Here is a 13,865-nt window from a genome sequence, read left to right as displayed (position 1 = left end):
ATAAATAAATAATACACAAATGATTAAAGGAAATATCTTTTTTTTACTGGCAGCAGCACTTTTGTGTTCTTATACAGGAACTGCTCAGAAAAAAATGCAATCAAAAAAAACAGCTGTTTTTTCTAATGTGGTTTACAATGGTGATGATCAGATTTATAAAAATAATCCATTAAAACCAGACGAATTTTATACGCCTATTTTACAGGGATGTTATCCAGATCCTGCCATTACCAAAAAAGGAGATGATTACTACATGGTATGTTCTTCATTTGCAATGTTTCCCGGCGTGCCTATTTTTCATTCCAAAGATTTAGTAAACTGGACAGATTTAGGAGGTGTTTTAAACAATGTATCCGAATTTAATCCGCATGATACCGGAATCAGTGCAGGAGTATATGCGCCCGGAATTACCTATAATCCGCATAATGATACTTTTTATATGATTGTGACAGCCTTTTCAGGAGGTCTTGGAAACATCATTGTCAAAACAAAAGATCCCATGAAAGGATGGGGAAGCCCTATAAAATTAGATTTCGGCGGTATCGATCCTTCTATCTTTTTTGATGATAACGGCAAAGGGTATATCGTTCATAATGACGCACCAGACAAAGGAAAAGAATTATACGAAGGACACCGTGTAATTAAAGTTTGGGAATATGATCTTACTACTGATAAAGTAATTCCCGGCACCGATAAAATTATTGTAGACGGAGGAGTAGACCTTTCTAAAAAACCTATTTGGATTGAAGCACCGCATTTATATAAAAAAAACGGAAAATACTATTTAATGTGTGCTGAAGGCGGTACAGGAGGAAATCACAGTGAAGTTATTTTCACCAGTGATAGTCCAAAAGGCCCTTTTAAACCAGCATCAAATAATCCGATACTTACCCAGCGTTATTTTCCAAAAGACAGAGCCAATAAAGTAGACTGGGCAGGCCACGCTGATTTAATACAAGGACCGGACAATAAATATTACGGTGTTTTCCTGGCAATCCGACCTAATGAAAAAGACAGAGTAAATATAGGAAGAGAAACTTTTATACTGCCTGTAGACTGGTCTGGCGAGTTTCCTGTTTTTGAAAACGGATTAGTTCCTATGCAGCCAAAATTAAAAATGCCGGCCGGAGTTACAAACCAAACCGGAAAAAATGGGTTTTTCCCAAATGGGAATTTCACTTTTACCGAAAATTTCACTTCTCAAAAATTAGATTACAGATGGATAGGGTTAAGAGGGCCTCGCGAAAATTTTAGTGCAGTAAGTAAAAAAGGTTTAGAAATAACGCCTTTTGAAGTAAACATTAAAGAAATGAAACCTACTTCGACACTTTTTTACAGACAACAGCACAATACTTTCTCATTTACAGCATCAGTTGATTACAAACTGCAGTCAGAAAAAGATCTAGCAGGAATTGTATGTCTTCAAAATGAGCGTTTTAATTATGTTTTTGGGATTACTAAAAAAGGAAATGATACTTTTATAATACTGGAAAGAACAGAAAAAGGACAGTCAAAAATTATAGCAAGTTCTAAAATCAAAACAACAAATACACTTCGTCTGCAGGTAAAAGCTGCGGGAGACAATTATGAATTCGGTTATGCTGTAAATGGAGTAGATTTTGAAAACTTAGGCGGAACCGTGTCAGGCGATATTCTTTCAACAAATGCTGCCGGAGGTTTTACAGGGGCATTAGTAGGTTTATATGCTACTTCGGCAAATGATGCTCATCCATAATCAGGATAAAAATTAATTTTTTTATTCGAAAATGAACTTATAATTTTTAATAAAATGAATGTAAAAATAAAGTCTGTTAAATGGATCGTACTTTTAAATCTGCTGTTTGCAATGGCAGGATGTACATCGAATAAAGCATTAATTAAAACGGGAGATAAAAAAGAAGATCAAAACTGGACAGGCACGTGGACAGCAGCTCAAATGCTTGTTGAACCAAAAAATATGCCTCCTGAACCCGGATTAGCACACAATACACTTCGTCAGATTATTAAAGTATCGCTGGGCGGTAAACAGATTAGACTTCGTTTTTCTAATCTGTTTAGCGATCAGCCTGCCGTTCTGAAATCGGTAAGTGTAGCCAATGTTACAGAAGCTCCGGCTGTAGATATAAAAACACAGAAAATATTGAGTTTTAAAGGCAGTCCGCAAGTAACATTGGGAGCTGATGAGGTAGTATATTCAGACGCTTTTGATTTTGAATTACAGCCAGGACAGCTTTTGGCCATTACCATTCATTATGGCGAAATTTCATCAAACGTATCAGGTCATCCCGGTTCCCGCACGACTTCTTATATTTTGCAAGGCGATCATATCAATAACGAATCTTTTACAGGAGCGGTAAAAACAGATCATTGGTATTCTATCATGGGAGTTGACATTAGTTCAGCTAAAAATGAGAGTAATGTTGTATGCTTAGGAAATTCAATTATCGATGGCCGCGGATCAGGAACAAACAAACAAAACCGATGGACAGATATTTTAGCATCACGTCTAAATGCTAATAAAAACACAGCCCATATTGGCGTGCTTAATTTAGGAATTGGAGGAAATTGTGTAGTAAGAGGAGGATTAGGACCAACGGCTTTAAATCGTTTTGACAGAGACGTACTTTCTCAAAGCGGGACTAAATGGCTTATTATTCTGGAAGGAATAAATGACATTGGCGGTATTCGAAAAGCTGAGGATGCATCAGCCATAGCACAAGAAATTATAGAGGGCTATAAAGTAATGATTGATAAAGCCCATGCCAAAGGCATAAAAGTATTTGGCGGTACAATCCTGCCATTTGAAAAATCCTTTTATGATGCGCCTTACAAACAAGATGCACGAGATATTGTAAACGAATGGATTAGAACCAAAGGCAATTTTGATGCTGTAATTGATTTTGATAAAGCAATGGCTTCAGGCGTTGGCTCCAAAACAATTTTGCCAGATATGCACGACAACGATTTTTTACATCCCAATGAAAAAGGATATCAAAGAATGGGAGAAACCGTTGATTTAGATTTGTTTCAATAACACGATTTCACAAGACTAATTTTTAATTGCAAATTTTAATTAAAGTATAAAATGAAATTAATAATCAGGTTTTCAATATTTACGATTCTTTTTTTAACAGTACAGAAAGGATATTCCCAAGATCCGAGTTTTCATGTGTATTTAAGTTTCGGACAATCGAATATGGAAGGTTTTGCCAAAATAGAACCTCAGGATAAAACAGGTGTCAACGAACGCTTTCAGGTTTTGTCGGCAGTTGACTGTCCGGAAATGGGACGCGAAAAAGGCAAATGGTATACAGCTGTTCCGCCTTTATGCAGATGTACCACAGGACTTACCCCAATGGATTATTTTGGAAGAACCATGATATCGAATCTTCCGCAGAATATAAAAGTCGGTGTTGTAAATGTTGCTGTTGGAGGCTGTAAAATAGAACTTTTTGATAAAAATAATTTCGAAAGTTATGTTGCTAATTCTCCCGACTGGTTAAAAAACATCGTAAAACAATACGACGGCAATCCATACGGGAGATTGGTAGAAATGGCTAAAATTGCTCAGAAAAAAGGCGTCATAAAAGGCATTCTGCTTCATCAGGGAGAATCAAATACAGGCGATACACTCTGGCCTCAAAAAGTAAAAGTTGTCTATGATAATTTAATAAAAGACCTCAATCTTGATCCTAAAAAGGTACCATTACTTTCCGGAGAAACCGTAAATGAAGATCAGAATGGTAAATGCGGCAGTATGAATAAGATTATTGCAAAACTGCCTCAGGTACTGCCAAACTCTTATATTATTTCTTCAAAAGGATGTAAAGCAGATGCTGATTTCCTGCATTTCAGCCCTGAAGGTTACAGAGAATTAGGAAAACGTTATGCCGATAAAATGCTGTCTCTATCAGGATATATGCTATTTAACGGCAAAGAACCTTTTATTGTTCGCGCCCCTCTTGGATTTGATGAGATAAACCCAAATGCTCCGCAAGGCAAGGTCGAAACACTGAGTTACGAATCTAAAACAGTAGGTTCAACCAGAAAAGCAACCATTTATGCACCTCCGGGATTTAATAAAAATAAAAAATATCCGGTTCTCTATCTGCTTCACGGAATAGGAGGAGATGAAAAAGAATGGCTAAACGGCGGACAGCCCAATGTTATATTAGATAATCTGTATGCTGAGGGAAAGCTTGAACCTATGATCGTAGTAATGCCAAACGGCAGAGCAATGAAAGACGACAGAGCCGGCGGTGATATCATGGCGGCAGATAAAGTAAAAGCTTTTAGTGTTTTTGAAAAAGATCTTTTAAACGATTTAATTCCTTTTATCGAAAAAAAATATCCGGTTTTAAAAGACAGAGAACATCGTGCTATTGCCGGTTTATCTATGGGAGGCGGACAGTCTTTAAATTTCGGATTGGGGAATTTAGATCAATTTGCGTTGGTTGGAGCTTTTTCGGCTGCGCCCAATACAAAAATAGGAGCAGAATTATTAGCAAAACCCGAAGAAGCTAAAAAGAAACTCAAACTGCTTTGGATTTCATGCGGTGATAAAGACTGGCTTATAGAAAACAGCACCCGCACACACGATTATCTGGCTAAAAACAATGTTCCTCATATTTACTACATAGAACCGGGAGTACACGACTTTAAAGTCTGGAAAAATGGACTTTATATGTTTTCACAATTTTTATTTAAAGAGGTTGATCCCTCAGTTTTTCAAAAATACAGCATATCTGCCTATACTATCGAGAAGTAATTTTTAATTAAGAGAAAATAAAATGAAAAGTCTTTCAACATGGATTGCCTTATTGATTATCTGTATTTACAGCCCTTTAAAAGCAGCAGAACCTTTCATTACCCATGAAAAAAGTTCTAACGTTATGGTGCTGAAAGAAAAATCAGTACAGCCGTCTTTTTTCATAAATACTACGCTTGATGCTGGTATCATGCGCGCCGTATATAATCTCCAATCAGATTTTGAAAAAGTTACGGGTTCAAAACCTGTTATTCTGAATCAAAACCCAGCAGATTTTTCTCCTCTTATTATAATTGGAATGGCAGGAAATTCAGTCATTGATGATTTAATAAAGCAGAAGAAAATCAACGGAAAAGAGCTGAAAGGAAAAAATGAAAAATTTATTATCCAGCACGTCAAAAATCCGTTTAAAGGAGTTGAAGAAGCCATTGTAATTGCCGGAAGTGACAAACGCGGCACAATTTACGGCATATATGAATTATCCAGACAAATAGGAGTTTCACCCTGGTATTACTGGGCAGATGTTCCGGTAAAGAAAAGTGAAACACTTTATTTTATAAAAGGAACGTACAGCGATGGAGAACCGGCTGTAAAATACAGAGGAATCTTTTTAAATGATGAAGCTCCCGCATTGAGCGGCTGGGCAAAAAAAACATTCGGCGGATTTAATAGTAAGTTCTATGAGAAAGTTTTCGAATTATTACTTCGTTTAAAGTCCAATTATATGTGGCCTGCCATGTGGGGAAATGCTTTTTATGATGATGACCCGTTAAGCGGACCTCTTGCTAATGAAATGGGAATTATAATGGGAACATCCCACCATGAACCAATGGCTTTGGCTCAAACAGACTGGCACCGTTATATCAAAAAAAACAATCTCCCTAATGTTTGGGATTATTCTAAAAACAAAACTGTTTTAGATGAATTCTGGAAAAGCGGTATCGTACGAAGTAAAAACTGGGAAAAACTAGTAACCATAGGAATGCGCGGAGACGGTGACGAAGCCATGAGCGAAGGAACTAATATAAGTCTGCTTGAAAATATAGTAAAAGAACAGCGCCGTATTATTTCGCAGGAAACCGGACAAAGTCCAGACAAAACGCCTCAGGTTTGGGCTTTATACAAAGAAGTTCAGGATTATTACGATCAGGGAATGCGTGTTCCGGATGATGTGATTTTATTATTCTGTGATGATAACTGGGGAAATGTCCGTAAACTTCCAGATTTAAGTAAACCCCTGCATAAGGGCGGTTACGGTATGTATTATCATTTTGATTACGTTGGAGGTCCAAGAAATTCAAAATGGATTAATATAAGTCCGATACAAAGAGTATGGGAACAAATGAATCTTAGTTATGAGCATGGTGTAGATAAAGTCTGGATTGTAAATGTGGGTGATCTTAAACCAATGGAATTTCCTATCAGCTTTTTTCTCGATATGGCATGGAACCCTAAGAAATTTAATCCGCAGAATTTATTTGAATTTACCGAAAAATGGGCTGCAGAGCAGTTTGGAGAAAAACATTCAAAAGAAATTGCCGGATTTTTAAATGCGTATCCCAAATTCAATCGTCGTGTAACACCAGAAATGCTCGACAGTCAAACTTACAGTCTTGAAAATTACAATGAATTTCAAAATGTAGTAAACGATTATAAAAATCTGGCACTTGATGCTTACAGAGTTTATAATGATTTACCAGAGGAATATAAAGATGCTTATTTCGAACTCGTTTTATATCCTATAGATGCCTGCAGTAATCTTTATGAAATGTATTTTGCACAAGCGTTGAATAAAAAATTATACAAACAGAAAGATATTGATGCTAATTATTATGCCGATTTGGTGAAGACTAAGTTCGCGCGCGATTCTGTTCTTCAAAACAAATACAATACTGAAATTGCCAATGGAAAATGGCCTCACATGATGGATCAAATGCGCATTGGTTACAAAAACTGGTTTGATACTCCTAAAAATATTTTACCTGAAGTACAATATATTACAGCCTCTGAAAAAACTGAACGAAAAGTATTTGTAGAAAAAGACGGTTATGTTTCTATAGAAGCCGCACATTTTTCTAAAGCAAACAATTCAAAAAGAATTTATTGGGAAACAATTCCTGATTTTGGAAAAACAAAAAGCGGTATTACGACATTACCTCAAAACCTTTATACGGACACAAAGGAAAATATTTTTGTAGAATATGAAATTGATTTTACTTCGACCGGAACTTTTAATGTTGAATTATTACTAGCGCCTACACTTAATTTTAACAGCAACAAAGGGCTTCGTTATGAAGTTTCTTTTGATGATGAAAAACCACAGCTTGTAAATTTTAACGGAAAATATCGCGGCGAACTCGGAAAATGGCAGGCAGAACACATGATCCATTCCCTTACGTCACACCAGATTTTAAAACCAGGCAGACATACACTGCGTTTTCGCGTACTGGATCCCGGAATTGTTCTTCAGAAGATTTTAATAAATACCGGCGGATTAAAACCGTCTTATCTGGGTGCGCCCGAAAGTGACAGGGTTTCACAGGATTAGTTTTAATTCAATAAAAACATGGCAAATATCTTTGAGAAATATAATAAACTAGGATGTTTAATAGCAGTATGCATTACATTTTCAGCAGCAGCTCAAATGAAAACATTTCCGTTACAGGAAGTGAGATTAGGAGACGGACCCTTTAAAAAGGCACAAGATGTTGATCTTAAATATATGCTTGCCCTTAATACGGATAAACTTCTTGCGCCTTATTTAATTGATGCAGGTCTTCCGGTAAAGTCAGATCGTTACGGCAATTGGGAAAGTCTGGGTCTAGACGGTCATATTGCCGGACATTATTTATCGGCATTATCTATGATGTATGCTTCTACAGGAAATCCTGAGCTTAAAAGCAGATTAGATTACATGATTTCTGAATTAGGCAGATGTCAGGAAAAAAACGGAAATGGATATGTTGGCGGGATTCCGCAGGGAAAAGTTTTTTGGGACCGCATTCACAAAGGAGATATCGACGGAAGCAGTTTTGGATTAAACAATACCTGGGTTCCCATTTACAATATCCATAAACTTTTTGCAGGATTAAATGATGCTTATCAATACACAGGAAACCAGCAGGCAAAAGAAGTTTTAATAAAGCTGGGAGACTGGTTTATTGAAATGATAAAACCACTGAGTGACGATCAGATCCAGAAAATTTTAAAAACAGAACACGGAGGCATTAACGAGTCTTTTGCAGATTTATATCTTATTACGAAGGATAAAAAATATCTGGAAACAGCTCAAAAAATTTCCCAAAAGAGTTTTTTAGAATCTTTAATAAAGAAAGAAGATAAACTTACCGGACTTCATGCCAATACTCAAATTCCCAAAGTTATTGGTTTTGAAAAAATTGCTTCTATTTCAGCAGATAAAGAATGGTCAGAAGCAGTTACTTTTTTTTGGGATAATGTTACTCAAAAACGAAGCGTGGCTTTTGGCGGTAACAGTGTTTCAGAACATTTTAATCCTGTCAATGATTTCAGCGGTATGCTTAAGTCAAATGAAGGACCGGAAACCTGTAATTCCTATAACATGGAACGTCTCAGCAAAGCCTTATTTCTGGAAAAACAAGAAATGAATTATCTCGATTTCTACGAACGTACGCTTTACAATCATATATTGTCAAGCCAGCATCCGGAAAAAGGAGGTTTTGTTTATTTTACGCCCATTAGACCCAATCATTATCGGGTTTATTCACAGCCCGAAACCAGTATGTGGTGCTGTGTAGGATCTGGATTGGAGAATCATACAAAATATGGAGAATTAATTTACAGCCATTTTGATGAGGCAGTTTTTGTCAATCTCTTTATAGCATCAACCTTAAACTGGAATGAAAGAGGAATTGAATTCGAACAGCGTACAAAATTCCCTTATGAAAACAGCACCGAAATTATTCTAAATCTCAAAAAGGCAAAAACTTTTGATTTAAATATCCGCCGTCCAAAATGGGCAGAAAACTTTAAAGTATTCATCAACGATAAAGAGCAGAAAACAGAATTAAAACCATCGGGTTATATCATTCTTAAAAGAAAATGGAAATCAAAAGACCATGTACGTATTGAATTTGAAACGAAAACCCATTTAGAGCAATTGCCTGATGGTTCTAATTGGAGCGCTTTTGTGAACGGCCCAATTGTTTTAGCTGCCAAAACTTCTACAGAGGCATTAGACGGATTATTTGCAGATGACAGCCGTATGGGTCACGTCGCTTCGGGAAAATACATGCCAATGGATAAAGCTTATGCGCTTGTAGGCGAAAAAGCAAGTTATGTTTCCAGACTTAAAGAACTTGGCAATATGCGTTTTGCTTTGGATTCTTTAGAATTAGAACCTTTTTTTGAACTGCATGATGCACGTTATCAAATGTATTTCCAAACCTTTACTAAAGATGAATTTAAAGAAAAACAGGAAATACTGCGAGAACAGGAAATAAAAGAAATGACGCTTGAAGCGAATACCATAGATAAAATTAACTGCGGAGAACAACAGCCGGAAGTTGATCATTTGTATAGAGGAGAAAAAAGTAATTCAGGATATGATGACGGCCGATTTTGGAGAAATACCCAGTCTTATATTTCCTATCAAATGATAAACAAAAACAAATTAGGAAAGTTCCTTGATATAAGTATTTTAGATACAATTAGTCTCAATGATATTACTATAACGATCAACAGCAAACCAGCAGAAATAGTCTCTTTAGAAAATAAAAAAATCAGGCTCGATATTGCAAAACAAGACGTTATAGCAATTAAAATAACTGCTAAAGACGGAAAAGTAAGTCCTAAGTTTTACCAATTGCGAATCGTGAAAAATTAAAGGGAAAGTTTAAAAGTTCAGAAAATAAAACCATGAAAGTACTCTATAACCTATTAGCATTTTTTTTAATTCTTACCGGATCTAATGCGCAGGATAAAAAAGCACAAAACTCTGTAATTTTTGCAGATGTTCCTGATTTATCCATTATCAGGATCGGAAGTAATTATTATATGAGTAGTACCACGATGCACATGAATCCGGGCGTTCCTATAATGAAATCAAAAGATTTAATTAACTGGAAAATAATAAACTATGCGTATGATACTTTAGGAAGCGGTGATGAACTAAATCTGGATAATGGCAAAAACACTTACGGACGAGGTTCATGGGCAAGTAATATCAGATTTCATAATAATATGTTTTATGTAACCACTTTTGCCCAGACTACCGGAAAGACGTATGTATATACCACAAAAGATATCGAAAAAGGGCCGTGGAAAGAAATTAGTTTTAGTCCCGCGTATCACGATCACAGTATTTTGTTTGATGACGATAGCAGGGTTTACATGGTGTATGGAAATGGGAAACTTTTTATTAAAGAACTAAAATCAGATTTATCAGGAATAAAAGAAAACGGACTAGATCAGGTATTAATTGAAAATGCCAGCAGTCCGGCAGGAAATAACATTATGCTGGGAGCAGAAGGTTCTCAATTGTACAAGATAAACGGAAAGTATTATCTGTTTAACATTGTCTGGCCAAAAGACGGAATGCGCACAGTGCTTATTCACAGAGCCGATAAAATTACGGGACCGTGGGAAGGAAAGATTGGTTTACAGGATTTAGGTGTGGCACAAGGAGGTTTAATTGACACTCCAGACGGAAAATGGTTTTCGTACTTATTTAGAGATTATGGAGGCGTTGGCCGTATTCCATATTTTGTGCCTGTAAAATGGGTCGATGGGTGGCCTGTTTTGGGTGAAAATAATAAAGTGCCTCAATATCTTGATTTACCCGAAAGTAAAGGATTAATTCCGGGAATTGTGAATTCAGATGATTTCAGCCGAAAAAAGGAAGACAAAGATCTGCCTTTAGTCTGGCAGTGGAACCATAATCCTGATAATTCGTTATGGTCTGTTCAGGAAAGAAAAGGATACTTACGATTAAAAACCGCTTCTATAACAAACACTTTAACTCAGGCAAAAAATACGCTTACACAAAGAACTTTTGGACCAGAATGTTCAGGAACGACACTTTTGGAAGTTTCTCAAATGAAAGAAGGTGATTTTGCCGGACTCACTTTATTTCAAAAAGATTTTGGTTTAGTCGGCGTAAAAGCAGAAAACGGATCAAAAAGAATTGTCATGATTGAAACAGTAAACGGCATTTCAAAAGAGATTCAAAGCGTTCCTTTTTCCGGAAATAAAATCTATTTCAAAGCTTCATGCAATTTTAAAGACAAAACAGATTTAGGACGCTTTTACTACAGCCTTAACGGAAAAGAATGGATGAGAATAGGAAATGAAATAAAACTGCCTTACACGCTTCCTCATTTTATGGGCTACAGATTTGGTCTTTTTAATTATGCAGAGAAAAGCTTAGGAGGTTATGTCGATTTTGATTACTTCCATCTTGAGAACAAAAATTAAATGATAAACGAACAGCAGCATCTTTAATTCAAAAGAAAAAACATGAAAAATAATTATCTGTATCTTTTAAGTTTACTATGCTTTTTCAATTTAAACGCACAGCAGTATCCTTATAAAGATCCGTCGCTTAGTTCTAAAAAACGTGCAGAAGATTTAATTTCCCGATTAACGCTCGAAGAAAAAGCAGCTTTAATGTGCGATCAGAGTGATGCAATATCCCGATTAGGAATCAAAAAGTTTAACTGGTGGAGCGAGGCTTTGCATGGTTACGCCAATAACGATAATGTTACTGTTTTTCCTGAACCAATAGGTATGGCGGCATCGTTTGACGATCAATTGGTTTTTCGTGTATTTGATGCCGTTTCAGATGAAGGCCGTGCAAAATACAACCAATGGATACAAAACGGAAATGAAAACAAACGTTTTTTAAGCCTTTCGGTCTGGACGCCCAATGTAAATATCTTTAGAGACCCACGCTGGGGACGTGGACAGGAAACCTATGGTGAAGATCCTTATCTGACTTCCAGAATGGGAGTTTCGGTTGTAAAAGGACTTCAGGGACCAGCAGATGCAAAATACAGAAAGCTCTTGGCCTGCGCTAAACATTTTGCCGTTCATTCAGGACCTGAATGGAGCAGACATGAATTGAATCTCAATAATGTAAAGCCGCGTGAACTATACGAAACCTATCTGCCTGCATTTAAGGCATTAGTACAGGAAGCCGATGTAAGACAGGTAATGTGTGCCTATCAGCGATTAGACGATGAACCGTGCTGCAGCAACACCCGATTATTACAGCGTATTCTTCGCGATGAATGGGGATTTCAATATCTGGTAGTTTCAGACTGCGGTGCTGTTACTGATTTTTATACCACACATAAGGTTTCATCAGATGAGGTTCATGCCGCATCAAAAGCTGTATTGGCAGGAACTGATGTAGAATGTGTATGGGATAAATATCCGTTTAAAAAACTTCCGGAAGCCGTTGAGAAAGATTTAATCAAGGAAGAAGAAATTAATAAAAGTCTGCTTCGTGTTTTAATAGGCCGTTTTGATTTGGGCGAAATGGACGATGACTCGATTGTACCTTGGGCTCAAATTCCGGCAAGTGTGCTGAATAGTAAAGAACATCAGCAATTGGCTTTAGAAATGGCTCAAAAGTCAATGACACTTTTACAGAATAAAAATAATATACTGCCTTTAAATAAAAACGTAAATAAAATGGCAGTTATAGGTCCAAATGCTGATAACGAACCTATGTTATGGGGAAATTATAACGGAACTCCCAATAAAACCATTACCATTAAAAAAGGAATTGAGGGGAAACTGGCTGCAAATAAAGTCCTGTATGATAAATCTTGTGATTTAGTTGAAGACAAAGTAACAGAGACGTATTTTGATCAAATTTCTTTTGAAGGAAAAAAAGGAATGAAAGCAGTTTATTGGAATAACGCTGATAGAGAAGGAAACAGTGTTATTTCGCAGCAAATATTAAATCCTATAAAAATGACCACAGCAGGTCAGCATGAATTTGCTTCAGGAGTTAAACTAGAAGGATTCTCTGCAAAATATGAAGCCGAATTTACAGCAAAAAAAACTGAAAACCTTGTTTTTAAAACCGGAGCGACAGGTGCTTTTGAATTATTAGTTAACGGTAAATCGATCGCAAAGTATACCAACTGGCGTACTGTTCCGGGAAAAATCCCGTTTCCGGTTGAAGCAGGCATGAAATATAAAATCGAAATTCTTTTTGCACAATCCAATGATTGGCAGGCTAACTTAGAATTTGATTTTGGAAAAGAGTTTGATATCGACTTTAAAGCCTTGATTCAAAAATTAAAAGGCATTGACACCGTAATTTTTGCAGGAGGACTTTCGACTTTATTAGAAGGAGAAGAAATGCCTGTTTCTTTTCCCGGTTTTAAAGGAGGCGACAGAACCAACATTGAACTTCCTGCTGTGCAGAGAAAATGCTTAAAAGAACTTAAAGCAGCAGGTAAAAAAGTAATTTTTGTAAACTGTTCTGGATCTGCTATTGCTTTAACACCAGAAACAGAAAGCTGTGATGCTATTCTGCAGGCGTGGTATCCGGGAGAATCAGGAGGACAGGCTGTCGCCGATGTACTTTTTGGAGATTATAACCCTGCGGGGAAACTGCCAGTTTCATTTTATAAAAACTCAGATAAATTAGGCGACTTCGAAGATTATTCGCTTAAAGGGCGTACCTATCGTTATACCACAGATGTTTTGTTTCCTTTTGGTTTTGGCTTAAGCTATTCTAAATTCGATATTCAGGCAGGGAATCTAAGTAAAAGCAAAATAAAACCGAATGAAGATACACAGCTGAAATTTTCAATAAAAAACAGCAGTAAGCGCAGCGGAACAGAGATTGTTCAGGTGTATGTCCGAAAATTAAATGATACAGAAGGCCCGTTGAAAACATTAAAAGCTTTTAAACGAATTGAGCTAAAGGCAGGCGAAAAACAAAATGTTACAATCGATTTACCCGCATCTTCGTTTGAGTTTTATGATGCTAAAACCAGAGGAATGAATATAGCTTCCGGCGAATACGAAGTGTATTATGGAAACAGTTCGGATACTAAAGATTTAAAAACAGCCAAAGTGCTTATTCAGTAAATAAAAG

7 protein-coding genes are annotated in these 13,865 nt (G+C 36.5%); all 7 read left to right on the top strand.

Annotation, left to right across the window (positions count from 1 at the left end; all coding sequences use genetic code 11):
• The first annotated feature begins 19 nt into the window (after positions 1-19).
• The 7 genes from PQ462_RS12950 to xyl3A are packed head-to-tail and all read left to right on the top strand — an operon-like array spanning position 20 to position 13,858.
• On the top strand, positions 20-1,735 hold the full coding sequence (locus PQ462_RS12950) for a glycoside hydrolase family 43 protein (RefSeq protein ID WP_274250261.1): 1,716 nt from the start codon (positions 20-22) through the stop codon (positions 1,733-1,735).
• 54 nt (positions 1,736-1,789) lie between these two features.
• Positions 1,790-3,034 carry an SGNH/GDSL hydrolase family protein gene (locus tag PQ462_RS12945; protein WP_274250260.1) on the top strand — a complete coding sequence of 415 codons (1,245 nt, stop codon included), beginning with the start codon at positions 1,790-1,792 and terminating at the stop codon, positions 3,032-3,034.
• A gap of 51 nt (positions 3,035-3,085) precedes the next feature.
• Positions 3,086-4,768: a sialate O-acetylesterase gene (locus PQ462_RS12940; protein WP_274250259.1), complete on the top strand. Its 1,683-nt coding sequence runs from the start codon at positions 3,086-3,088 to the stop codon at positions 4,766-4,768.
• 22 nt (positions 4,769-4,790) lie between these two features.
• A complete protein-coding gene (locus PQ462_RS12935) occupies positions 4,791-7,316 on the top strand; it encodes a glycosyl hydrolase 115 family protein (RefSeq protein ID WP_274250258.1) in 2,526 nt (841 codons plus the stop codon).
• A gap of 18 nt (positions 7,317-7,334) precedes the next feature.
• Positions 7,335-9,632: a glycoside hydrolase family 127 protein gene (locus PQ462_RS12930; RefSeq protein WP_274250257.1), complete on the top strand. Its 2,298-nt coding sequence runs from the start codon at positions 7,335-7,337 to the stop codon at positions 9,630-9,632.
• A gap of 32 nt (positions 9,633-9,664) precedes the next feature.
• The gene (locus PQ462_RS12925; RefSeq protein ID WP_274250256.1) at positions 9,665-11,221 is read left to right on the top strand and encodes a glycoside hydrolase family 43 protein; all 1,557 of its coding nucleotides are present in this window, start codon (positions 9,665-9,667) and stop codon (positions 11,219-11,221) included.
• 42 nt (positions 11,222-11,263) lie between these two features.
• Positions 11,264-13,858 (top strand): xylan 1,4-beta-xylosidase, encoded by a 2,595-nt coding sequence (xyl3A, locus tag PQ462_RS12920; RefSeq protein WP_274250255.1) that lies wholly within the window; start codon positions 11,264-11,266, stop codon positions 13,856-13,858.
• The last annotated feature ends 7 nt before the right edge of the window (positions 13,859-13,865 follow it).

It is taken from the genome of Flavobacterium sp. KACC 22758 (assembly GCF_028736135.1).
GTDB classification, from domain to species: domain Bacteria; phylum Bacteroidota; class Bacteroidia; order Flavobacteriales; family Flavobacteriaceae; genus Flavobacterium; species Flavobacterium johnsoniae.
The sequence above is the reverse complement of the archived record's forward strand: the minus strand, read 5'-3'. Positions and strand labels throughout refer to the sequence as shown.